At 71.1% G+C, this 23,257-nt stretch carries 16 protein-coding genes; 10 read left to right on the plus strand and 6 right to left on the minus strand.

What is annotated here, in order from left to right; translation table 11 throughout:
* Nucleotides 1-32: 32 nt before the first annotated feature.
* Genes N7E59_RS08345 through N7E59_RS08355 form a run of 3 tightly spaced genes read right to left on the minus strand, consistent with a single transcriptional unit; the run spans nt 33 to nt 3,476 of the window.
* Nucleotides 33-1,337 carry a DUF4350 domain-containing protein gene (locus tag N7E59_RS08345; protein WP_261624467.1) on the minus strand — a complete coding sequence of 435 codons (1,305 nt, stop codon included), beginning with the start codon at nt 1,335-1,337 and terminating at the stop codon, nt 33-35.
* Entirely contained in the window at nt 1,334-2,038 is a 705-nt protein-coding gene (locus N7E59_RS08350; protein WP_261624468.1) for a DUF4129 domain-containing protein, read from the minus strand. The genes N7E59_RS08345 and N7E59_RS08350 overlap by 4 nt, the downstream gene beginning before the upstream one ends.
* A 10-nt stretch (nt 2,039-2,048) precedes the next feature.
* Nucleotides 2,049-3,476 (minus strand): hypothetical protein, encoded by a 1,428-nt coding sequence (locus N7E59_RS08355; RefSeq protein WP_261624469.1) that lies wholly within the window; start codon nt 3,474-3,476, stop codon nt 2,049-2,051.
* A gap of 228 nt (nt 3,477-3,704) precedes the next feature.
* On the opposite strand from N7E59_RS08355, the gene mtrA reads away from it, so the two are divergent.
* The 6 genes from mtrA to secA all read left to right on the plus strand — a co-directional run bounded on the left by mtrA (nt 3,705) and on the right by secA (nt 12,977).
* A complete protein-coding gene (mtrA, locus tag N7E59_RS08360; protein ID WP_261624470.1) occupies nt 3,705-4,394 on the plus strand; it encodes an MtrAB system response regulator MtrA in 690 nt (229 codons plus the stop codon).
* A 147-nt stretch (nt 4,395-4,541) separates the two neighbouring features.
* The gene (gene mtrB, locus N7E59_RS08365) at nt 4,542-6,443 is read left to right on the plus strand and encodes an MtrAB system histidine kinase MtrB (protein ID WP_261624471.1); all 1,902 of its coding nucleotides are present in this window, start codon (nt 4,542-4,544) and stop codon (nt 6,441-6,443) included.
* Nucleotides 6,440-8,194, plus strand: coding sequence for an LpqB family beta-propeller domain-containing protein (locus N7E59_RS08370; RefSeq protein WP_261624472.1), 1,755 nt, complete (start codon nt 6,440-6,442; stop codon nt 8,192-8,194). The genes mtrB and N7E59_RS08370 overlap by 4 nt, the downstream gene beginning before the upstream one ends.
* 103 nt (nt 8,195-8,297) lie before the next feature.
* Nucleotides 8,298-9,191: a phosphoribosyltransferase family protein gene (locus N7E59_RS08375; protein WP_261624473.1), complete on the plus strand. Its 894-nt coding sequence runs from the start codon at nt 8,298-8,300 to the stop codon at nt 9,189-9,191.
* A gap of 205 nt (nt 9,192-9,396) precedes the next feature.
* Nucleotides 9,397-10,098, plus strand: coding sequence for a ribosome hibernation-promoting factor, HPF/YfiA family (gene hpf, locus N7E59_RS08380; RefSeq protein ID WP_261624474.1), 702 nt, complete (start codon nt 9,397-9,399; stop codon nt 10,096-10,098).
* A gap of 209 nt (nt 10,099-10,307) precedes the next feature.
* Nucleotides 10,308-12,977, plus strand: a complete 2,670-nt coding sequence (gene secA, locus N7E59_RS08385) for a preprotein translocase subunit SecA (RefSeq protein WP_261624475.1) — start codon at nt 10,308-10,310, stop codon at nt 12,975-12,977.
* Nucleotides 12,978-12,995: 18 nt separating this feature from the next.
* Here the strand turns inward: secA and N7E59_RS08390 are convergent, their stop codons facing one another.
* Together N7E59_RS08390 and N7E59_RS08395 are read right to left on the minus strand one after the other, a co-directional pair.
* Nucleotides 12,996-13,721: an Rv3235 family protein gene (locus N7E59_RS08390; protein ID WP_261624476.1), complete on the minus strand. Its 726-nt coding sequence runs from the start codon at nt 13,719-13,721 to the stop codon at nt 12,996-12,998.
* A gap of 91 nt (nt 13,722-13,812) precedes the next feature.
* Nucleotides 13,813-14,697, minus strand: coding sequence for a LysM peptidoglycan-binding domain-containing protein (locus N7E59_RS08395; RefSeq protein ID WP_261624477.1), 885 nt, complete (start codon nt 14,695-14,697; stop codon nt 13,813-13,815).
* 93 nt (nt 14,698-14,790) lie between these two features.
* On the opposite strand from N7E59_RS08395, the gene N7E59_RS08400 reads away from it, so the two are divergent.
* Complete coding sequence (locus tag N7E59_RS08400) at nt 14,791-15,420, plus strand: hypothetical protein (protein ID WP_261624478.1); 630 nt, start codon at nt 14,791-14,793, stop codon at nt 15,418-15,420.
* Between the two features lie 40 nt (nt 15,421-15,460).
* On the opposite strand, the gene N7E59_RS08405 is transcribed toward N7E59_RS08400, so the two are convergent.
* The gene (locus tag N7E59_RS08405) at nt 15,461-15,727 is read right to left on the minus strand and encodes a helix-turn-helix domain-containing protein (RefSeq protein ID WP_261624479.1); all 267 of its coding nucleotides are present in this window, start codon (nt 15,725-15,727) and stop codon (nt 15,461-15,463) included.
* Between the two features lie 268 nt (nt 15,728-15,995).
* Between N7E59_RS08405 and N7E59_RS08410 the strand changes: the two genes are divergently transcribed.
* From N7E59_RS08410 to N7E59_RS08420, 3 genes are all read left to right on the plus strand, one after another.
* The gene (locus tag N7E59_RS08410; protein WP_261624480.1) at nt 15,996-16,724 is read left to right on the plus strand and encodes an SAF domain-containing protein; all 729 of its coding nucleotides are present in this window, start codon (nt 15,996-15,998) and stop codon (nt 16,722-16,724) included.
* Nucleotides 16,721-18,328: an AAA family ATPase gene (locus tag N7E59_RS08415; RefSeq protein WP_261624481.1), complete on the plus strand. Its 1,608-nt coding sequence runs from the start codon at nt 16,721-16,723 to the stop codon at nt 18,326-18,328. The genes N7E59_RS08410 and N7E59_RS08415 overlap by 4 nt, the downstream gene beginning before the upstream one ends.
* 73 nt (nt 18,329-18,401) lie before the next feature.
* Nucleotides 18,402-23,249 (plus strand): NAD-glutamate dehydrogenase, encoded by a 4,848-nt coding sequence (locus tag N7E59_RS08420; protein ID WP_261624482.1) that lies wholly within the window; start codon nt 18,402-18,404, stop codon nt 23,247-23,249.
* Nucleotides 23,250-23,257 lie beyond the last annotated feature (8 nt).

The raw sequence follows: 23,257 nt of genomic DNA on the forward strand, positions 1-23,257 counted from the left end.
GTCCTCGGTCCGGCTGCGGTGCGGGGGGATTCTCAGTCACGTGATGCTCCGTCCTCCGGGCTCGTGCCGGATCGTCGGTCTCGGGGCGGGGCCCCGTGGTCTGTGGACGCGTCCTCGCCCAGGATCTGCTCCGACCGCCTGGTCAGACCTGCACGGACGCGCAGCTCGTCCTCGAAGTCGGCGATCCGCCGGGCGAAGGCGACCAGGTCGCGGTTCGACCGCAGCCCGTCGACGTCGAGCAGCCGCCGCACCTGCTGGGCGGGACGGCCGGTCTGCCGCGCGGCGGCCTCGACGACCACCTGCTCGTCGGCGGCGCCCAGACGCAGCAGGCGGGCGCTGCGGACCAGGGCCGCGGCGCGCAGGGTCCGCGCTGAGGGCACGATCGCGTCGGACTGCTGATACATCCTTCCGCGCCCTTCGGCGGACTCCGAGGCCGGGACCAGCACGGGCAGGGATTCCGAGACCACCGGACCGTGCCGTCGTCCGGCCACGACGATGAACAGGCCGGTGCAGACCAGCAGCCAGACCGCGAGGAGTCCGAACCACTCCGGAAGCAGGTCCGTGGGGTCCTCCACGCCCTGGTCCCCGGTCGGGCCCACGTCCCACTGGGCCGGGGAGTACCAGACGACCCGGTCCTCCGCGCCGAAGAGGTGCAGGGCCAGCGCCGCGCCGCCCTCCTCGACGATCTCTCGGTTCGTGAAGGCCGCAGGGGTGCCCAGGACGATGCCGTGGTCGGTCTCGATCATCGCGTAGGCCTCCGAGGCGTCCTCGGTCTCGAAGCACAGCGCCTCCGCCGACGAGCCCTCCAGGCTGAACAGCTCCACCGGCGGCGGGACCGACTCCGCAGCCTCGGCGGCGGGGTGCGCGCACCGGGACCCGGCGGACAGGGGAGCACCCACCGCGAGGTCCGCACCGACGGCGTACCGCGACACACCGTCCAGCTCGGGCAGCCCCAGAGCGCTGTTCGGTGAGATCCACACCGTCGGACGGTCCTCGGAGACCAGGTCGTCCAGGGTTTCGGGGTTCGCCGGGCGGTTGCCCTCGTGGACCACGAGCATGGCGTCCGGGTCGTCCTCCAGGGCCTGCAGCGCCGCGACGCCGGAGCGCACGGTCACCACGTCGGTGCCGCGGTCCTCCAACACCTCGACCATCGCCCCGTAGCCGTCGAGCCGGGGGGAGTCGGTGGCATAGCGCTCCGGGGCGTCGTCCTGCAGCACGACGTACACGACGCCGGCGAGGATGGCCGCGAGGCCGAGGACCAGCCAGAAGCGCCGACGGGAGAGCCAGCGGCGCAGCGCGGCAGGTGCGGCCGTCGCGGTCGCGGTCGGGGAGCTCATCGGGGCGCCACCACCTGCGGTGCGCTCCATCCGGCGGCCCCGGTCGTCGGCTCGGCGGCCCCCAGGGCGCGATCCAGTTCCCGGAGGTCCTCGACGTCGTCGCGGCGCAGGTGCCGTCCCCCATAGCGGGAGAGGTTGAACAGGTCCGCGGCCCGCCGGATGCGGCTCTGGTCCTCGGAGAAGGCGCCGCCGAGCTCGGCGGCGGCCTCGGTGGCGGTGCGGCCGGGCAGCTCGGGCAGCAGCTCACGCTCCTCGGCCGCCCGCACCAGCGCGCGGAACAGGTCGCGGTAGGCCTCGTCCACGGCCCCGGTCTCGAGGTGCGCCGCGGCGCGCGCCCGCAGCTGATCGGCGCTGATGCCCGGCTCGGCGTCGAGGGGCGCCTCGGCGCGACCGCGCTGCAGGCGCGGCCGCACGATCAGCAGCGTCACCGTCACCGCCGCGACGATGAGCAGCAGAAGGACCACCGGGCCCCAGGAGACCTGGATGCCGGTGGTGGAGTGGATGCCGTCTCCGAGTCGGTCCATGAGCGACTCCACGAAATCGCGGATCGTGACGCCGATGCCCTCACGGTGGTACCTGCCGTCCTCGAGCTCCTCCTCGAGCAGCCGGCGCGCCTCATCGCGGTCGGGCGACGGGGACGCCGCGGCTCCGACGGTGCTGGGCGCGGCGCTGAGCGGCGTGGCGCTGGCGGGGACGGACATCTGCGGGGCGTCAGTGCGGTCGGGCGGGCCCGCCGGGGCCCTCGGAGCCGTCGTCGGGCCGCCGCCCCCACTGAGGTGCGCCGTAGCCCCCCTGAGGAGGGTTCTGCCCGTAGGGACCCTGCCCGTAGGGACCCTGGCCGTAGGGACCCTGGCCGTAGGGACCCTGGCCGTACGGGTTCTGCTGGTACGGGTTCTGCTGGTACGGGTTCTGCTGGTACGGGTTCTGCTGGTACGGGTTCTGCTGGTACGGGTTCTGCTGGTACGGGTTCTGCTGGTACGGGTTCTGCTGGTACGGGTTCTGGCCGTAGGGGTACTGCCCCTGGCCGGGAGGGGGCCCGTACCCCGGGGGCGGCCCGTAGCCCGGAGGCGGACCGTACCCGCCGCCGGGATGCCGCGGCCCGCCGTGGTGTGCGGTCGGCAGGTGCTCGGCCGATGCGGGGATGACACGACCGTCGTCGTGGGCGCCCTCGGCCGCGCTGAGCAGGGCCACGTCGAGCCCCTCCTGCTCGAACCGCGCATTGAGCATCATCACGGCGACGCAGGCTCCGAACACGGCCGTGAGCAGGACGTTGACGACCATGCCGATCACGGACTGCACGATCAGTCCGGCGGTCGGCGCGGCCCCCGGCTCACCGGTGGGATCCATGCTGAGGCCGGTGATGAGCATGCTGGGGATCATGAGGGCCACGCTGGCTGCGATGCCCATCAGCATCAGCAGCAGCAGGGTGCCGATGTGGCGCCACCACCGTCCGCGGTTCAGGCTCCAGGATCGCCCGACGGCGGCCAGGGCCGAGCGCCCCTCCACCACGACGGCGTAGGGGCCGAACATCACACCGGAGGTGAGCCAGGCGGACAGCAGGATCAGCCCGGGGATGACGACGATCAGTCCGATGCCGAGGGTCACGACGGTCAGCACACCGGCGACCAGCAGGGCCAGGAGCATCACCACGACCGCGGCGACGACGAGCACCAGCATCTGCAGTGCCAGGGCGGGGAACCGTCCGGTCGAGAGGCCCACCGCCTGGCCGAAGCTCGTGCGGTAGCCGTAGACGGCGCGGAACACCGGCACGGCGAGCGTGGCGAACGCGAGGTAGACCAGCAGGTACTGGATGATGCTGGCGGCGAGGAACAGGACGACCGCCGTACCGTCGACGGCGGTGTTGAGCATGAGGTCCGGGTCGGTGGTCGGGCTGTACGCCGCGCTGAGGAAGTCCCGGCTCGGCGGGTACAGCAGGATCAGGCTGGTCAGGACCGTGCCGACGGCGGAGGCGGCGAGCGGGACGCCGATGACCGTACGCGGTGAGTGGCGCAGCATCGCGAACCCGGCGCCGAAGACCTCGCCCAGGGTCATGCGTCTCAGCGGAAAGACCGCTCCGGGCCGGGCCGGCTCGCCGGCCGTCCCCCCAGGTCCCTGCTGCTGCCACGATGCGCTGCTCACTCGACCCCTCCTGCTGATGATCCTCTGCGACGCCTCTGCGGCGTCGCCCTCGCCGGTCCGTCCGGCCGGCGCTCCCCGGCTCACAGTCTGTCACCTGCGCGCGCCGAGGGGGAAGCATCACACACGGGGGACACGGCCTCGTCGGATATCCTGGGCCACGGAGCCGCCGCCCGTCACCCCGGTCCGGGCCGCGGGCCGCCGACCGTCGACGGGGGAGAGGGAGAGCAGATGAGAGCCAGCATTCTGGTCGTCGACGACGACGAGGCGCTGTCCGAGATGATCGGCATCGTGCTTCGCAACGACGGATTCGAGCCCACCTTCTGCGCCACCGGACACGGCGCACTGGAGGCCTTCCGCTCGACCAAGCCGGACGTGGTGCTGCTGGACCTGATGCTCCCGGGCAAGGACGGCATCGAGGTGTGTCGGGAGATCCGTGAGGAGGCCGACACCCCCATCGTGATGCTGACCGCGAAGTCGGACACCGCCGACGTGGTCCGGGGGCTCGAGGCCGGCGCGGACGACTACGTGCCCAAGCCCTTCAAGCCTGCCGAGCTCGTCGCCCGGGTGCGGGCCCGGCTGCGGCCATCCGAGGGCAGCCACCGTCAGGAGGCCGAGCAGCTGACCATCGGTGATCTGACCATCGACGTGGCCGGCCATGAGGTCCGCCGCGGAGACACGAAGATCTCACTGACCCCGCTGGAGTTCGACCTGCTCACCGCCCTGGCGAAGAAGCCCTGGCAGGTCTGGAACCGGGAGATGCTGCTGGAGGAGGTCTGGGGATACCGCCACCAGGCCGACACCCGTCTGGTCAACGTGCACGTGCAGAGGCTGCGGTCGAAGATCGAGCGCGACCCCGAGCACCCCGAGCTCGTGCAGACCGTGCGCGGAGTGGGGTACAAGGCGGGCGGGCAGGGCTGACCCATCGCCGCACGTGAGGACGAGGAGAGCGCGGACGACCGCAGGCCCGCCGCCGGCCACCGACAGGTCGCCCAGACGACGGGATCCATCCCCGTCGTCTCCGCCTCGTCCCCGTCGGAGGTCCCCTCCGGCGCGCAGCGGGCCGGCATGGCGACGGCCGACCGCGCTGCGGTGGGCCGGAGCCCGGGGGAGCACCCCGACGACGACGCGGCCGGGGCCACCGACCATGCCGAGGCCGTCGACACCGCCGATTCCACCGCCGATCCCACCACCGACCCCGCCGAGGGCGCCGCCTCTCCGGACGAGCCCGTCGGCGGGGCACGGGCCGACCGCGGAACCGAGGGTGCCGCGACGCCGACGCCGGCGTCCCCGCGGGATCGGCTGCGGGCGGGACTGCGCGTCGTCGGACGTCTTCCCCGTCTGTGGAGCCGTTCCCTGCTGTTCCGCGCGGTGGCGTTCACCGGTCTGCTGACCATGGTGGGCACTCTGCTCGTGGCCGTGTTCCTGACCCACCAGGTGACCAGCGGCCTGTTCCAGGAGCGGTTCGACCAGGTGGAGACCGAGGCGACCAACGGCCTCGACGACCTGCGGAACTTCTTCGCCAACGCCTCCACCGCCGACCGGACGCAGACCGAGGAGCTGCTGGCGGGTTCGGACGCCATGCTCGAGGGCTCCGGCACCGAGGCCCGCCGCTACTACATCCTGGAGCCGCTGGACGAGTCGCAGTCCGTCTACGTCTCACCCCGGTCCTCGCAGGGCGTCGACGCCGACATCATCTCCGACGAGCTCGCCGAGGCCGTGGCCTCGGGCAGCGGTCAGTACTGGCAGTCGGTGGCCCTGGAGCGCGACGGCGCCACGGTCCCCGGGGTGGCCTTCGGCACGCAGGTGACCATCCCGCCGGGCCACGCCTGGGCGCTCTACTTCGTCTACGACTTCGAGTCCGTCCAGGAGTCCCTCGCGTTCGTCCTGCGGATCCTCTTCCTCGCCGGTGCGGCCCTGCTGGTGATGAACATGACCATCGCCGCCTGGGTCACCCGCTCAGTGGTGGCCCCGATCTCCCAGGCCGCCGAGGTCTCGGAGCGCATCGCCGCCGGCCAGCTCGATCAGCGCCTGGCCGTCCGCGGGGAGGACGAGATCGCCCGCCTGGGGGTCTCCTTCAACCGGATGGCCTCCAACCTGCAGGACCAGATCACCCAGCTGGCGAACCTGTCGAAGATGCAGCAGCGCTTCGTCTCCGACGTCTCCCACGAGCTGCGCACGCCGCTGACCACCGTCCGGATGGCGGCCGAGGTGCTCCACGAGTCGAGGGAGGAGTTCGACCCCATCAACCAGCGCTCCGCCGAACTGCTGTACCACCAGGTCGAACGGTTCCAGGCGCTGCTGGCGGACCTGCTGGAGATGTCCCGCTTCGACGCCGGCGCGGCCGAACTGGCGCTGGCCGAGGTGGACCTGCGGCAGGTCGCCGAACAGGTGCTGACCACCGCACAGCCCCTGGCGCAGAACGCCGGGGCCCCGCTGTCGCTGGTGGTGCAGGGCGAGGACTTCCGCGCCGAGGCGGACGCCCGGCGCGTCGACCGCATCCTGCGGAACCTGGTCAACAACGCCGTCGAGCATTCGGAGGGCCGACCGGTCGACCTGGTCATCGGCTCCTCGCCCACGGCGGTCGGATTCGCGGTGCGGGACCACGGCATCGGCATGAGCCCCTCCGAGATGGCCCACGTCTTCGACCGCTTCTGGCGTGCGGATCCGGCCCGCGCCCGCACCACCGGCGGCTCGGGCCTGGGACTGGCCATCGCCACCGAGGACACCCGGCTGCACCAGGGAGCCCTCGACGCCTGGGGGGAGAAGGGCCGAGGGTCCTGCTTCCGACTGGTGCTGCCGCGGCGGCAGGACGCCCCCTACAGGGCATCGCCGTTGGCGCTGCCGCCGACCTACGACCCTCTGGACAGGAGCCCGGCGGAGCAGATCGTCGCCGAGGTCATCAGCGGCGAGGTCGACCATGACAGGGTCAGCGAGCAGTCCCTCCACCAGCACGGGGGCGACTCATGAGCGCCCGCCTGAGCACCGACCCCACCGCCGCACCGATGCGTCGGCTGCTGCCGGCGCTGCTCGCCGCCGCCGCACTGGTGCTCTCGGCCTGCGCCCCGGTCATCCCCACCGACGGGCCGGTCGGCACCACCGAACCCGACACCGGCGACGACGCCGAGCCGCAGATCCAGCCGCAGTCCCCGGGGGAGGGGGCCGACGCCGACAGCATCATCGAAGGTTTCATCCAGGCCGGCGTCGGTCCGCAGGACGAATTCTCCGTGGCCCGGGAGTACCTGACCCCGGAGCTGGCGGACTCCTGGCGCCCCGCCCAGCGGACCTGGGTGTACTCCGCGGATCCGGTGTTCTTCCCCGACGGTGAGGACTCCTACACCGTGCAGATGGAGGTCGAGGCGGTGGTCGACGCCGACGGCATCATGACCCCGCTGCCGGAGGGCCGCAGCGAGTCCTTCGACATCGAGGTCGAGGAGCGGGGCGACGAGGTCCGCATCTCACAGGCACCGGACTTCACCATGATCGACTCAGTCAACTTCAACAGGATCTACGCCTCCCACACCCTGTACTTCTACGACCCGCAGTACCGGTACGCGGTGCCGGACCAGCGGTGGTTCGCCAGTCGGGCAGGCACGGCGTCGCGGGTGGTCGCCGCCCTGCTGGACGGCCCGGCCCCGTACCTGGATCCCGCGGTCTCCTCGGCGTTCCCCGAGGGCGCGGCCCTGGAGCACGCCTCGGTGCCGATCGACGACGGCCGGGCTGAGGTGGACCTGGAGTCCGACACGCTGCAGGACACCTCCGACGAACAGCGCCGGCTGATGGAGCACCAGCTGGACCTGGCCCTGACCCAGCTCAACGACGTGTCCTCCGTGGAGGTCTCGGCCGGTCAGCGCGGACTCGAGGTGGACGACGACCTCGATCCCCTCGAAGTCATCGACGAGCCCGTGGTCACCGCCCCGCAGGTCGGGGTGCTGGACGGCCAGCTCGGGCGCCTGGACGGCTACCACGAGCTGTCGATCCCCAACCTGCCCGACCTGGAGGACCTGGAGCCCCAGCAGCCGGCGGTCTCCGAGGCCGAGGACGACGTCTTCGCCTTCCTCGACGGGGAGGGGGAGCGGCTCTTCCACGTCCGCTCCGAGGGCGAACCGCAGGAGGCGCTCGCGGGAGAGTCGCTGACCCGGCCGTCGATGGACAACTTCGGATGGACGTGGACGGCCTCCGACGGAGACGACGCGGCCTCCGTCCACGCCCTGCCCCACGACGACGAGACCGAGGCCGCCGCGGTCGAACTCTCGGTGGACTGGCTCGACGGTGTCGGGGTCAGTTCGCTGCGGATCTCCCAGGACGGCGCGCGCGCCGCGATCGTGCTGGAGGAGGGCGACGAGCACTCCCTGTACGTGGCCGGGGTCATCCGTGACTCCTCGGGAGTGCCCTACGGCCTGGGCTCGCCCATCCGGCTGCCGGTGACGGTGGACCTGGAGGAGGCCCGGTGGATCGCCTCGGACGAGCTGGTGGTCTGGGCGCCCTCAGACGACGACTCGCGCAATATCGAACGGGTCAGCTTCTCGGGCACGACCCAGGCGGTCGGCCCGGTGCTGCTGGGCCTGCAGAACGTCTCCGTGGGCGAAGGCACCTCGGTCGGCGGCGGGCAGCGGCAGCTGTTCGCCGAGACCGTCGAGGTGCCGGTGCAGGTGCTGCCCGGTCAGCTCTGGAGCACCGAGAACGACGTCGAGATGCGCGACTACTCCTACCCGGGCTGAGGCTCCTCCCCAACCGTCGGGCCGGACCGCTGAGCGCGGCCGTCGTCCACAGCCGCCCCGGATCCACCGCATGCCCCAGCCGTGCGGCATCCAGGATGGAGACATGACCCCCGACCGAGCGACCGACCGGCTCTCCGCGGCGGCCGACCGTCTCTGGACCTCGGAGGCCGGTCGCGCGGTCCGCATCGCCGGCGACGCGCTCGCCGGCCTGGTCTCCCCGGTCTGGTGCGCCGGGTGTCTGGCCGAGGACGTGGTCCTCTGTCAGGACTGCGCCGCCGAGCTGCGCCGTGCGCTGCGACGTCCCTTCGGTGCGGAGGACGCGGCGCTGGCCCTGCCGATCGTGCCCCGCGGCGGCCAAGCGGACAGTGGAGGTCACGGAGGAGGGCACGGAGGAGGGCACGGAGGAGGGCACGGAGGAGGGCACGGAGGAGGGCACGGGGGAGGGGACGAGCGCCTCGAGGTGCTGCCTGTGACCGCCGCCGGGCGCTATGCGGGTCTGCTGAGCCGGCTCGTCGTCGGGTACAAGGACCGGGAGCAGGTCGGCCTGGGCCGGCTGTTCGCCCCGGGCATGGGCCGAGCCGTCGACGCGGCGCTGGCCCGTTCGGCTCCGGCGTCGGTCTCGGAGGTGCTGCTGCTTCGACCTCCGACCCGGCTGCGCAGCAGGCTGCGCCGCAGCATCGAGCCGGTCGACGCGATCCTCGCGGCGGACGGTCGGCGCACCGCGCCGGGTCTGATCGGCCGAGCCTCCGGCGGCGCGCAGAAGACCCGCGACCTCCGCGCCCGACGCCGGGCGGGCCGAGGGTCGCTGCGTCCGACGGCCCGCGGTCGTCGGGAGCTTCCCGGCCGTCAGGTGCTGCTCGTCGACGACGTCCTCACCACCGGTGCGACCCTGGCGGCGCTGTATTCGGCCGCAGACTCCGCCGGTGCCCACGTCCTCGGCGCGGCGGTGCTCGCCGCGGCTCCGAGACCGGTCTCCGAACAGGCGCGGGCCTTCTGAGGTGCGGGACGTCCCACCCCGCCGCAGACGGGGCCGCACGGGTCCGACGGACCCCGCGGATCGGGGCGACGGGGCACGGATGACGGGGTCCGGGATTCGACATATGGTGGGGTATGGGCACTTACCTGATGAGTCCCATCACAGCGGTGACGGGACGTGAGACGGTCCTCTCCGCTGTGCCGACGTCAGAACCGAGGAGGACACCATGACCCTTCAGGTCAGCTACACCGGACGCAACATCCAGATCCCCTCAGACTTCAAGGAACACGTCGAGGAGAAGGTCGACAAGATCGACCAGCTCGCCGACAAGGGGCAGCGTCTCGAGGTCAAGGTCTCCAGTGAGAACTCCCACCGTCGCGCCGACACCTCGCTCACCGTCGAGCTCACCGTCATCGGCCGGGGGAAGGTCGTCCGCTCCGAGGCACAGGCCGAGGACAAGTTCCAGGCCTTCGAGGTGTCGCTGAACAAGCTGACCGAGCGTCTGCGCCGCGCCCGCGACAAGAAGAAGTCCCGCGCCCACCAGGGAGGCGCAGCTCCGGACGTGGCCACCGCGCTGGCCGGTCTGCCGCCTGTGGCCACGGACCGTCCCCTCTACGAACAGGTCCTCGACGCCGAGCGCGCCCACGACGTCCCGCCGGGAGAGGAGCACGACGACGACGCCCCCATCCGCATCCGGCGCAAGGTGTTCCCCGCCGAGCCGATGACCGTCGACGCCGCCGTCGACGCGATGGAGCTCATCGGACACGACTTCTTCCTCTACATCGATGCCGAGACCCAGCTGGCCTCGGCGGTCTACCGGCGCCGCGGGTGGACCTACGGAGTCATCTCCCTGGACGCCGGCAAGGCCGCAGAGGACGGGCCGACCACCGAGGAGCGGACCTACCGGGCGGAGAACGGCGCCGCCTGACCGGCTCCCGCGGCCGCACGACCGCGCCTCCGGTGCCCGTCCGAGGACCGCCGCACAGCGGCCTCGGACGGGCACCGTCGCGCTTCGACGCCCTCAGGGCCGGAGCGTAGTATGGATCTCTGGACCGGACCGTCCGGGTCGCTCCGTCATGCCCTCGATGAGAGGGGCGCCAGCGCCCGACGTCCTGACGACCTGATGGAGAACCGACTGTGGCGAATCTGCTCGAACGCATCCTCAAGACCGGGGACAAGAAGATCCTGAAGTCCCTCCGCGGCTACGCGGACCAGGTCAACGTGCTCGAGGAGGAGTTCCGCGGGCTCTCGGACGCGGAGCTCAAGGAGGAGACCCAGCGGTACAAGGACCGCATCGCCGACGGCGAGTCGCTGGACGCGCTGATCCCGGAGTCCTTCGCCGCGGTGCGCGAGGCCGCCGACCGCACCCTCGGGCTGCGCCACTTCGACGTGCAGATCATGGGCGGGGCGGCCCTGCACCTGGGCAACATCGCGGAGATGGGCACCGGTGAGGGCAAGACGCTGGTCGCCACCGCGCCGGCCTACCTCAACGCCCTCACCGGACGGGGCGTCCACGTCGTGACGGTCAACGACTACCTCGCCTCCTACCAGGCCGAACTCATGGGACGGGTGTACCGGTTCCTGGGTCTTGAGGTCGGCACCATCACCAACGGTCTGCGCCCCGACGGGCGCCGGGAGGCCTACGCCGCCGACATCACCTACGGCACCAACAACGAGTTCGGCTTCGACTTCCTCCGCGACAACATGGCCCAGAGCCTCGACGACCTGGTACAGCGTGAGCACCACTTCGCGATCATCGACGAGATCGACTCCATCCTCATCGATGAGGCCCGCACGCCCCTGATCATCTCGGGAGCCGCCTCCGGCGACATCTCCCGCTGGTACGGAGACTTCGCCACCCTGGTGTCGAAGCTGCGCCGCGACGAGGACTACGAGGTCGACGAGAAGAAGCGCACCGTCGGGGTGCTGGAGGCCGGGATCGACAAGGTCGAGGACTACCTCGGGATCGAGAACCTCTACGAGACCGAGAACACGACCCTCATCCAGTACCTGAACAACGCGATCAAGGCCAAGGAGCTCTACAAGCGCGACTCGGACTATGTGGTCATCAAGGACGAGGTGCACATCGTCGACGAGCACACCGGGCGCATGCTCAAGGGACGCCGCTACAACGAGGGGCTCCACCAGGCCATCGAGGCCAAGGAGGGCGTCCGCATCAAGGCGGAGAACCAGACCCGGGCGACCGTCACGCTGCAGAACTACTTCCGCGGCTACGAGAAGATCTCCGGGATGACCGGCACCGCCGAGACCGAGGCGGCCGAGTTCATGTCCACCTACAAGCTCGGCGTCGTGCCGATCCCGCCGAACCGACCGCGGCAGCGGGCCGACCACAACGACCTGGTCTACCGCAACGAGGTCGTGAAGTTCGACGCCGTCGTCAAGGACATCGCGGCCCGGCACAAGGAGGGCCAGCCGGTGCTGGTGGGCACCGAGTCGGTGGAGAAGTCCGAGTACCTCTCACGCCAGCTGGCCAAGGCCGGGGTGCGGCACGAGGTGCTCAACGCGAAGAACCATGAGCACGAGGCCGCCATCGTCGCCCAGGCCGGGCGCAAGGGCTCGGTCACCGTGGCCACCAATATGGCCGGACGCGGGACCGACATCATGCTCGGCGGGAACGCGGAGTTCAACGCGGTCGCCGAGATGAAGAAGCTCGGGCTGGACCCCGAGGAGGACACCGAGGCCTACGAGGAGAAGTGGGACGAGGTCTTCGCCGCGGCCAAGAGCCGCACCAAGGAGGAGGGCGAAGAGGTCCGGAAGGTCGGCGGCCTCTACGTCCTGGGCACCGAGCGGCACCAGTCCCGCCGCATCGACAACCAGCTGCGCGGCCGCTCCGGCCGTCAGGGGGACCCGGGGGAGTCGCGCTTCTACATCTCGCTGACCGACGACCTCATGCGCCTGTTCAACCAGGCCGCGGCGACCCGCATCATGAACTCGAAGGCCATGGACGATGAGATCCCCGTGGAGCACCGTTTCGTCTCCTCGGCCATCGCCAACGCCCAGCAGCAGCGTGAGGGCCAGAACACCGAGACCCGCAAGAACGTGCTGAAGTACGACGATGTGATGAACCGTCAGCGCGAGGCGATCTACTCCGACCGCCGCCGGATCCTGGAGGGCGACGACGTCCACGAGAAGGTCCAGCACTTCGTCGAGGACGCGATCACGCTCATCATCGACGAGCGCACCCGGGCGAACTCCTCGGAGGACTGGGAGCTCGACAGCCTGTGGGAGGAGTTGGCGGACCTCTACCCGATCAGCCTCACCGTCGAGGACGTGGTCGAGGAGGCCGGCGGCATCGACCAGCTCAGCGCGTCCATGCTCAAGCGGGAAGTCATCTCCGATGCGCGCATCGCCTATGAGAAGAAGGAGGAGGAGCTGGGCTCCGAGGCGATGCGCCAGCTCGAGCGTCGGGTGCTGCTGTCGGTGATCGACGAGAAGTGGCAGGAGCACCTCTACGAGATGGACTACCTGAAGTCCGGCATCGGCCTGCGCTCCATGGCCCAGCGCGACCCGCTGGTCGAGTACCAGCGCGAGGGCTTCATGATGTTCCAGGCGATGGCCGACGCCGTCCGCGAGGACTCCGTGCGCTACCTCTTCAGCGCCGAGATCCGTCGCGCGGCTCCGGCCGCACAGGCTCCGGCGCTGCCCGGCGTGAGGGACGGCCGTGCCGCCCTCGCAGGGGCCCAGATCCAGGTGCCCGGGCTCAAGGACGGGGAGAAGAAGACCCGGCTGCAGTTCACCGCGCCCTCGGAGTCGGGCGGCACCACCACCGACACCCGCGTCGGCTGAGTCCCGCCGGCTCGAGCCTCAGCCGAGCTCGAGGGCGCAGACCCGCCACCGTCCGCCGTGCGCCTGCAGCCGCATGGCGCAGGCCCGGGTGCGCACTCCGTCGTCGAGCACGACGGAGACCTCCCAGCTGGCGGTCCCCACCCGGTCGCACCGGATCCTCCGGACCGCGCGCGACGGCGGCGTCGGCAGGGCCTCGGCCCCTCGGGAGGAGCTCGACGACGCCGCCGTCCGCGCCGACCGCCGCAGCGGTGCGCGCACGTGGCGGACGAGCTCGGCCCGTTCGGCGACCTTCTCCCAGACCGACGGCTCGAGCCAGCGCTGCAGCTGGGAGGCCGGACGCACGCCGGCCAAGGTCTCCAGGGTGGCCTGGCAGACGATCGTGGAGATCGCGGTGATCTGACGGCGCTCCTCCCGGTCGGAGGCCAGGGCGGTGGGTCGGCGTCCGTCGGCGGGCGGCCCCTGCGGCGCGCCGTCCTCCTCGCCTGAGGCGGGGGCGAGTTCGGACTCGGGGCAGAGCCGCCGCAGCAGCGCAGGGACCTCCTTCTCGCGACGCAGACCGAAGACGCTCGGCTCCCGCGGGGTCGCGGCGTTCCATGCCGGACCGTCCTCCACGGTGAGTCGGGCGTCCCATCGGACGAGCGGCTCCCATGCCGCGGCGCGGGCGGGACGACGACCGGCGGGGGCGGTGGTCGTGTCAGAGGTGCGAGTGGTCACGTCGGAGGTCTCCACGGTCAGGGCTGTCATCGGGGCGTCCTCTCTGGGCCGGTCGTGTGCGGTGCGGTCGTGTGCGGTGCGGTCGTGTGCTGTGCGGTCGTGTCGTCGGGAGGGTCGGGGGTCAGCCGTGCTGGGGCGCCGGTCGCTCGAGCACCGTGCCGGGGTTCAGCAGGGCGGGGTCCTCGCCGATGAGATGGACGTTGGCCTCGTGCCAGCGCGGCCACTCCTCGGCGATCTCCCAGTCGCAGGCCCCGGGGCCGAGTCCGGCGGCGGCGATGTCCCAGAGCGTGTCGCCCGGGCGGACGGTGACGGTCGAGTCGCCGTCGGGGGAGGGTCTGGTCTCGGCCTGCTGATGGCGGTCCTCCGCCGGTTCGGGCGACTGGGGGATGAAGAGCGGAGCCACAGGGTCCTCCTGCTGATCGGAGATGTGCTGGTCGGTGTCGGACGCATCGTGCTGGTCGGTGTCGGGAGCCTGGTCCTGGTCGGTCGCCCCGGGCTCCTCCGACTCTTCGGCCACGACGGGGGTGAGAGGCGCCTGCTGCGCGGGGGCGGCAAGCGCACTCGGAGCGGCGATGCCGCCCACGGCCATCTGCAGACCGAGGGTGAGGGCGATGCCGCGGCGCATATAGGCCGGTGACAGCGCCTCCACGCCGGCCGGGACCGAACGGCCGAGGCGCAGCACCAGGACCATGACCAGGGAGGCGGCGCCGGCGACGGCCGAGCCGAGGCTCAGGGCCGCCCCCACGAGGGCGGCCGAGAGGCCGATCAGCAGCTCGGCCGCACGGGGACCGCCGACCGACGTGCCGAGCAGATCCCCGGCGCTGAGCCCGGTGAGGCCGCGTCCGACCCAGGGGCCCGATTCGAGGAGGCTGAGTCCGCAGAGCACGAGCACCGGGCCGGCCAGGACGGTCGCCGCGGTGAGCACCGCGTCCGTCCGGGATCCGGAGTCCTCCCTCGTGCCGCGCCCCGGATGCGCTCCGGAGGTGGTGGGGGTGCTCCTGCGCATCGTGGTCCTCCCTATCCGGTCCCGTTGCAAGCATTTCATGCTGTTTGATGGTGTTTGATGATCTTAGAGCACTTCGCATAGTACACAATGACCATGGGTTTGGATAGGCTGTGGCCGACCGAGAGGACGCCGGCCACGATCGGGCAGGGGGAGTCAGCCGTGCGATGGGATGCGCTGTTCGCCGACCTCCAGGCGCAGTGGGAGGCTGAGGCCTCGGCGGAGCTGGACCGCGAGATCGCTGAGGCGGTCAGGGTCGAACAGTCCACCGTGCGCCTGATCGACCGGCTCCGCGGTCATCGGGACGTGACGCTCGGCTTCCGTCTGCTGTCGGGCGGACACGTGGCGATGGCGCCCCAGCTGGTGGGCGAGGACTGGGTCGCCGGGACGGAGGCCGGCGCGGGCATCGTCCTGCCCGCCTCGTCCATCGCCGTCGTGGACGGCCTGGGTCGACGGGCGTCCACCGAGCCGAGCCGGGCCCGTCGGGGCCTGGGCATCGGGACCGTGCTCCGTGCGCTCTCCCGCGACCGCGCAGTGATCACCGTGCAGGGCGCGGACGGCTCACAGCTGGCGCAGGGTCTGAGCGCCGGAGTCGGACGCGATCATCTCGAGGTGCTCCCGACCCACGGGGGCGAGGTGCCGAGGTCCCGCAGCATGCAGGCGGTCCGCGCGATCCCATTCTCCGCGCTGGGGCTGGTCCGGGCCGATGTGGCGGCTCGGATCTGAGCTCCCCGCCTCGGGACGCAGGTCAGATGTGGGGCAGACGTCAGTCGTGCGGGTCGGCCGGTGCGGCAGGCGCTGCGCGTGCCGCGGGGGCACCGACCTCGGAGCGATCGGCCTCGCCGCGGGCGGCCGCCTGCTCGGCGTAGCGCGCCTCGATGTACTCGTCGAGCTTGGCCTCCTCCACGCGCCACTGGCCGCGTCCGCCCACCTGGATGGCCTCCAGCTCGCCGCTGCGGACGAGTCCCCGGATCGCCGACATCGAGATGTTGAGGCTCTCGGCGACGTCGGACAGCGTGAGGAAGCGGCGCATCGTGAGGTCTCCTGCTCATCGTCGTGAGTGGCGTCAGGTGGTGGGTGCCTACCAGTGATTGTCCCACAGCGCGTTCGATGCCGGATGAGGATACACAGGGCTGTGGAGGACGTTTCGCATCGTTCGGTGCGTCTCGGCTACCCTGGCGCACCGAGACGAGAGCACTGAACTGACAGCACTGAACTGACAGCACTGAACTGAGAGACTCCGGCGGATCGCCACGGCTGGTCCGTCGGGAGGGACGACGAACACCACCGGGGGGTCAGCAATGTCGGCGTACCGGGACACCGGCGATCTGCACAGCGGGAAGCACACGGGCCGCCGTCCAGGCGGGGGCGAGGCCGGACACGATGAGGAGCCGGCCGTCGCCGAACGGCTGCGTCGTCCCGGGTGGCGGGATCCGCGGCTGCTCGCCGGAATCATGATCGTGCTGGTCTCCGTCGCCGGCGTCGTCGCCCTGGTCGCCTCCCAGGACCGGACGACGTCGGTCTACGCGGCGGCCGAAGACCTCGACGTCGGCTCACCGGTGACCGCGGACGACCTGCGGGTGGAGCAGGTGCGCCTCGACGGCGCCGAAGACCGCTATCTGACCACCGAGGACGACCTGGACGAGGGGACGCAGATCGTCGCCGCCGTCGAGGAGGGGGAGCTGCTTCCCCAGCGCGTGGTCGACGACTCCGATCCGCAGGGCCGCCAGGCCGTGATCCTCGAGGTCGACCACACGCTCGCGACGGCGGTGGAGTCGGGCCGCGCCGTCGACGTCTGGGCCACCTACCCCTCGACCTCGACCTCCGACTCGCCCGCCCGCGCCGAGCAGCTGGTCGACGCGGCGAAGGTCGCCTCGGTCTCGGAGGACAGCTCCGCCTTCGGCTCGCAGAGCCGCACCAGCGTGGAGGTGCTCATCGACCCCGAGGACATGGCCACGGTCCTCGAAGCCCGCGGGGAGGCTCAGATCGCCGTGGTCCCGGCCGGCGTCGACCCGGAGACCCAGCTGTGAGCCGCTGCGCCGTCGTGACCGCAGGGCGTCTGCGCACCGATCACATCGCCGCCGTCGAAGGGCGCCAGGGTGCGGTCACCGTGGAGCGCCGCTGCGCCGACCTGGCCGAAGTGGTGGCCGTGGCCCGCGCCGGTTGGGCCGACGCCGCCCTGCTGATCGGCTCCACCGAGGACCTGACCGGGTCTCTGGTGGAGGAGCTGCGCCGGGCCGAGGTGACCATCGTCGTGGTCTCGGACGTGGCCGGCGAACGGGGCCGACTCCTCCGTCTCGGGGTCTGCGCCCTGCCCGACGAGGTCGACACCGATACTCTGCTCGCGGCGCTGCGCGGCGACCTCGAGCTGCCCGAGCCCCCTGCGGAGTCCGCCGAGTCCGGCGTCGACCTCGGAGCCGAGGTCCGCGTCGATGGCCGCGTCGTAGAGACGGAGGCCGAGGCCGCTGCGGAGGCGGCGTCCCGCGATGAGGAGGACACCGCCGCCGACGGCGGGACCGACGCCGCGTCCGACGCGCCGGACGACGTCAGCGGGCCCGACGACGAGATCATGTCCGACGAAGAACACAGGTCCGCCGACGAACACGGGCCTGGCGATGAGCCGGCGTCCGACGATGAGGCCGTGGAACCGGGTGGGTCGCAGGATGCCCGACCACGGGGCGTCCTGACCGTCTGGGGAGCCCACGGAAGTCCCGGACGCACGACCCTGGCCGTCAACATCGCCGCCGAACTCGCCGCAGAGGGCTCTCGCGTCCTGCTCATCGACGCCGACACCGTCGCCTCCTCCGCCGCGGCGCACCTGGGTCTGCTCGAGGAGTCCGCAGGACTCGCACAGGCGTGCCGACAGGCTGAGCTCGGCCGGCTCACACCCCGGCGGCTGAGGCGCTGTGCGACGGCCGTCGACGTCGCCGGCGGACGGTTCCACCTGCTCACCGGCATCCCCCGGGCGGAGCGCTGGCGCGAGCTCCGTGAACACGGACTGCGTGAGGTGCTGCAGACGGCGCGGCAGGAGTACGACGTCGCCGTCGTGGACATCGCCTCACCGCTGGAGCAGGACGAGGAGCTCACCTTCGACACCCAGGCGCCCCAGCGCCACGCCGCCGGACTCACCGCCCTGCGGTGCTCCGACCGGGTGCTCGCCGTCGGAGCCGCCGACCCGGTCGGATTCACACGTCTGGTGCGTGCGCTCGAGGACTACGGCCTCAGCGTCCCGGAGGCACCGCGCCCGCAGGTCGTCGTCAACCAGGTCCGCCGGGAGGTCGTCGGGCGGGACCCCGAGCAGCATCTGCACCAGGCGTGGCGACGCTTCGGTCCCGACCGTCCGATCGATCGGCTGCTGCCGTGGGACCGCGAAGCATGCGACGGGGCCCTGCGCCACGGACGGGCCCTGAGCGAGGCCGCACCCCACTCGACCCTGCGGGACGGCATCGCCGAGCTGGCCGGGCTGCCCTCGCCGCGGCCGCAGGGACTCTGGGGACGCCTGTCCGAAATCCTCCCCGGGACCCTGTCCGAAACCCTCTCCGGAGCTCTGCCCGGCACGCGGGCCGGGGGTCGGCGCAGGTCCGGACGGGCCGACCGTCGCGGGACAGTGGGAAGCGGCACGACGAGCAGTTAGGCTGAGGTCATCGAGCGGCGGACGACGTGGTCCGCCCGAGGCGACGGGACGTGCACCCGAGAAGAGGATGGACATGTCATCAGAGCTGACCCTCTGGACCCGCGGAGACTCGGACCTGGGGGAGGTGGCACGGGCCTACTTCTCGCACATCGCGGCGGAGGACCTCAGCACCGTCGACGACGACGAGCGCCTCGCCCGCGTCGAAGCCCACCTGCAGCTCTCCTCCGACCGCACCGGCGAGCAGCCCGCTGTGCGCGTCGCCGAGGTCGACGGCCGCAGCATCGCCATGGTGGTCACCGAGGACATGCCCCACCTGGTCGACTCCGTGTCCGGCGAGGTCTCCCGACAGGGCCATGCGATGTCGATGGTCGTCCACCCGATCTTCCTCATCGGCCGCAGCGCCGAGGAGGAGCGCCGCCTGCTCTCGGTGCGCCGGGTCGCCGCCGACCAGCGGGGACTGGCCTCGGGCGACACGCAGACGATGCCGGACCTCGCCGAGCTGCTCGAGGACGAACACCGCACGGTCGTGGAGTCATGGATCGCCGTCGAGCTCGACCATCCCATCGACGATGAGCAGGCCGGGAGCCTCGTCGAGGGCCTCCACGCCGTCCTCGCCGATGTGGCGGTCAGCCATCGGGACCAGGACCGCATGCGGTCCCGCGCCCGAGGCACCGCCGGCAACCTCCGCGAGACCGAGGACCTGGTGGAGGGTCCGGAGGCCGCCGATCTGCTGGAGTGGATGTCGGACGAGCACTTCCTCTTCCTGGGCTTCCGCGAGTATCAGTTCGACGTCCCGGGCGACCCCACGAGTCAGCTCAGCCCGGTGACGGCCGGGGGGCTGGGGATCCTCGCCCCCGGCCGCGACGACCACCTGACGCGGCTGCACGACCTGCCCGGCGACCACCTCGGGTCCGACTCCCTCGACGACGACCGCCGCCCGATGGCCATCACCAAGGCCGATGCCCACTCCACGGTGCGGCGGCGCACCTACATGGACTATGTGGCGGTGAAGACATACTCCTCCGACGGCTCGGTCCGCGGTGAGCGGCGCTTCGTCGGCCTGTTCAACGAGCAGGCCTACACCCAGTCGATCACCACCATCCCCCTGCTGCGCTCCCGCGCCCACGAGCTGCTCCGCCGGTCCGGATTCACCCAGGACTCCCACTCGGGCTCGGACCTGATGCAGATCCTGGAAACCTACCCGCGCGACGAGCTGCTGCAGATGGGCATCGACGAGATCGAGGCCGCCGCGTGGCAGGTGCTGCAGCTGCAGGAGCGCCGCCGCATCCGCCTGATCCTGCGCCGAGACCCCTACGGCCGCTTCATGACCGCCCTGCTCTACATGCCCAGGGACAGGTACAACACCGCGGTCCGTCGTCGGGTCGAGGACACTCTGATGCGTCACATCGACGCCGAGTCCATCGAGTTCACCGTCCGCCTCACCGAGTCGGTCCTGGCCAGGGTCTTCTTCCGGATGCGCCTGAAGGAGGGTGCCGGCGAGCCCGAGATCACCCATGAGGAGCTGGAGCGTCGGCTGGCCGACACCATCCGCTCCTGGCCCGACGCGGTGGCCGGACAGATCGAGGCCCGCTACGAGGAGAGCCGGGCGCCGCAGGTGGCCGCACGCTGGCAGGAGGCCTTCCCGGCCGACTACCGGGTCATCTACGAGCTGGACGAGGCGATGGACGACATCGCCGAGTTCGAGTCCCTCCTCGGCGAACCGCAGGCCGGACCGCGGATGCGGTTCTGCTCACCGGGCGCCGACGACGGCGCGGACATGCGGCTGAAGCTCTACCTCACCGAGCCGAAGACGCTGACCGACACGCTGCCGGTCCTCGACGCGTTCGGACTGTCGATCCTCGACGAGCGCTCCTACACCCTCACCCTCGGCGGCTCCGAGGGCTCCCTCCACCTCTACGACCTGGGGCTGCGGTACCCGGAGGGGGTCGACGCCGAGTCCACGATCCCGCTGCTGGGGGAGGCCTACGGCGCGGTGCTCGCCGGCCGGGCCGAGTCCGACATCTTCTCCTCGCTGGTCCTGCATCTGGGGCTGAATAGCCGGAAGGTGACCGTGCTGCGCGCCTACGCCGGGTATATGCGACAGCTCGGGATCACCCACTCCTACGACTTCATCGCGGAGGCGCTGCGTCAGAACGCACCGGTGGCGTCCGCACTCGTGGAATACTTCGAGGCCCGCTTCGACCCCAAGCCCGACGGCGAGCCCATCGACGAGGAGGACCGGGACCGGCGGATGACCGAGGCGCGGGATGCGGTCGAGTCGGCGATGGAGTCGGTGCGCACCCTGGACGCCGACCGTGTGCTGAGCCTGTACCTGAACCTCATCGACTCCACCCAGCGCACCAACGCCTACCACCGGCGTCCGTGGCTCGCGCTGAAGCTCACACCGCCCACGATCGACGCGGCACCGCTGCCGCGCCCGGCCCATGAGATCTACGTGTACTCCCCGCAGGTCGAGGGCGTGCACCTGCGCTTCGCCAAGGTCGCCCGCGGCGGCCTCCGGTGGTCGGACCGTCCGGAGGACTTCCGCACCGAGGTCCTGGGGCTGGTGAAGGCCCAGATGGTGAAGAACTCCGTCATCGTGCCCTCCGGGGCGAAGGGCGGATTCTTCGCCAAGCAGCTGCCGGACCCCGCCGCGGACCGCGGGGCGTGGTTCGAGGCCGGCCGGGAGGCGTACAAGGTCTTCATCCGCGCACTGCTGGACATCACCGACAACCAGCAGGAGCGTGACGGTGAGATGGTCGTGACGCCTCCGGACGACGTCATCCGTCACGACGGTGACGACCCGTACCTCGTGGTCGCCGCCGACAAGGGCACGGCCACCTTCTCCGACACGGCCAACGAGCTCTCCCTGGAGTACGGCCACTGGCTGGGCGACGCCTTCGCCTCAGGCGGTTCGGTGGGCTATGACCACAAGGCCATGGGCATCACCGCACGGGGAGCCTGGGAGTCGGTGAAGTCGCACTTCTCCGAGCTCGGGATCGACTGCCAGTCGGAGGAGTTCACCGCGGTGGCCGTCGGGGACATGGCCGGAGACGTCTTCGGCAACGGCATGCTGCGCTCCGAGCACACGCTGCTGGTCGGCGCATTCAACCACCAGCACATCTTCGTCGACCCGAATCCCGACGCGGCCGCGTCCTTCGAGGAGCGGAGCCGCCTGTTCGCCGCTGACCAGTCCGGCTGGGACGCCTACGACACCTCGCTCATCTCCGAGGGCGGCGGTGTGTTCTCCCGCTCGGACAAGACCGTCAGGGTGACCCCTCAGATGCGGGAGCGGTTCGACATCGACGGGTCCGTCTCCTCGATGACTCCTCCGGAGCTCATCAATGCGATGCTCCGCGCTCCGTCGGACCTGCTCTACAACGGCGGGATCGGCACCTACGTCAAGGGATCCGACGAGACCCATGAGTCGGTCGGCGACCGAGCGAACAACGCCGTGCGCGTCGACGGACGCGACGTGCGGGCACGGGTGATCGGCGAGGGCGGAAACCTCGGCATGACCCAGGCCGGACGCATCGAGGCCGCCCAGGCCGGAACCCTGCTGAACACCGACGCCATCGACAACTCCGCCGGCGTCGACTGCTCCGACCATGAGGTCAACATCAAGATCCTGGTCGACCAGCTCATCGCCTCCGGTCACTTCGACGCCGACGACCGGGCGCAGCTGCTCAGGGACATGACCGACGACGTCGCCGAGCTGGTCCTGCGGAACAACCGGGACCAGAACGTGCTGCTGCTGACCGACAGGCACCGGATGGGGGACTGGTCGCCGTCGTTCCAGCGCCTGATGGTGTGGCTCGAGGAGGTCGCCGGTCTCGACCGCCGGCTCGAGGTGCTCCCCGACGATACGGACCTCGAGGCTCGCCGGGAGGCCGAACAGCCGCTGACCGCGCCCGAGCTCGCAGTGCTCGTCGCCTACGCGAAGATCCAGCTGAAGCAACAGCTGGTGTCCTCCGACCTGCCCGACGACCCGTGGTTCCACGGCACCCTGGAGGCGTACTTCCCGGATCAGCTCTCGGAACGCTTCGCCGAGGAGCTGGGACGGCACCCCCTGCAGCGGGAGATCATCGCCAACGCCGCGGCGAACGACGTCATCAACATGGGTGGGGCGACGTTCGTCTTCCGCGCCATGGAGGAGACCTTCGCCTCCGAGGCGCAGGTCGTCCGGGCGTTCCTCATCGTCAGGGAGATCTTCGGACTGGAACGCTTCGATCAGCGGATGCGTGAGCTGCCGGTGAGCTTCCCCCGGGAGAAGTGGGCGCTGGTCTACCTGGACATGCGCCGACTGCTGGACCGGGCCGTGCGTTGGGTGCTCAACCACGGCATGTCGGCGGAGAGCATCGCCGAGGACGTCGAAGAGCTGGCCCAGCACGTCCGACCGCTGTACCGCACGCTGAGCGACCGCCTGGTCGGCACGGACCAGGAGCGGGTGGAGATCGCCCGGTCGAAGGCCGTCGCCGACGGGATGCCCGACGACCTGGCCGCCTGGGTGTCGGAGATGTTCGAGGCGTTCACCCTGCTGGACGTGGCCGATCTGGCGCGCAGCCTGGAGATGGACTCCGAGGACGTCGCGGACGTCTACTATGCGATCTACCGGGAGTTCAGCGCCGACGCCATGCTGCAGCGGATCACCATGCTGCCCAGGAAGGACAAGTGGCAGGCGTTGGCCCGAGGGGCGCTGCGCGACGAGCTCTACCACGCCCTCCGGGAGATCTCGGAGTCGGTCCTGGTCTCCACCGAGTCCGGTGCCGCGGAGGACCGGCTGGCGCAGTGGCGGGAGGCCAACGCCGACAAGATCACCCGCACGGAGCGGCTGGCGGCCGAGGTCGATGAGCTCACCACCGACAACATCGCCTCGCTGACGGTGCTGATGCGGCACCTGCGCGGTCTGATCGGGGTCTAGACCGACCC

This window comes from Nesterenkonia marinintestina (assembly GCF_025420485.1).
GTDB classification, from domain to species: Bacteria; Actinomycetota; Actinomycetes; order Actinomycetales; family Micrococcaceae; genus Nesterenkonia; species Nesterenkonia marinintestina.

Coding starts and splice junctions, on each gene's coding strand:
- N7E59_RS08345 (WP_261624467.1), bottom strand. CDS start 1,337: ATGAGCTCCCCGACCGCGACCGCGACGGCCGCACCTGCCGCGCTGCGC.
- N7E59_RS08350 (WP_261624468.1), bottom strand. CDS start 2,038: ATGTCCGTCCCCGCCAGCGCCACGCCGCTCAGCGCCGCGCCCAGCACC.
- mtrA (WP_261624470.1), top strand. CDS start 3,705: ATGAGAGCCAGCATTCTGGTCGTCGACGACGACGAGGCGCTGTCCGAG.
- mtrB (WP_261624471.1), top strand. CDS start 4,542: ATGGCGACGGCCGACCGCGCTGCGGTGGGCCGGAGCCCGGGGGAGCAC.
- N7E59_RS08370 (WP_261624472.1), top strand. CDS start 6,440: ATGAGCGCCCGCCTGAGCACCGACCCCACCGCCGCACCGATGCGTCGG.
- N7E59_RS08375 (WP_261624473.1), top strand. CDS start 8,298: ATGACCCCCGACCGAGCGACCGACCGGCTCTCCGCGGCGGCCGACCGT.
- hpf (WP_261624474.1), top strand. CDS start 9,397: ATGACCCTTCAGGTCAGCTACACCGGACGCAACATCCAGATCCCCTCA.
- N7E59_RS08390 (WP_261624476.1), bottom strand. CDS start 13,721: ATGACAGCCCTGACCGTGGAGACCTCCGACGTGACCACTCGCACCTCT.
- N7E59_RS08395 (WP_261624477.1), bottom strand. CDS start 14,697: ATGCGCAGGAGCACCCCCACCACCTCCGGAGCGCATCCGGGGCGCGGC.
- N7E59_RS08400 (WP_261624478.1), top strand. CDS start 14,791: ATGGGTTTGGATAGGCTGTGGCCGACCGAGAGGACGCCGGCCACGATC.
- N7E59_RS08405 (WP_261624479.1), bottom strand. CDS start 15,727: ATGCGCCGCTTCCTCACGCTGTCCGACGTCGCCGAGAGCCTCAACATC.
- N7E59_RS08410 (WP_261624480.1), top strand. CDS start 15,996: ATGTCGGCGTACCGGGACACCGGCGATCTGCACAGCGGGAAGCACACG.
- N7E59_RS08420 (WP_261624482.1), top strand. CDS start 18,402: ATGTCATCAGAGCTGACCCTCTGGACCCGCGGAGACTCGGACCTGGGG.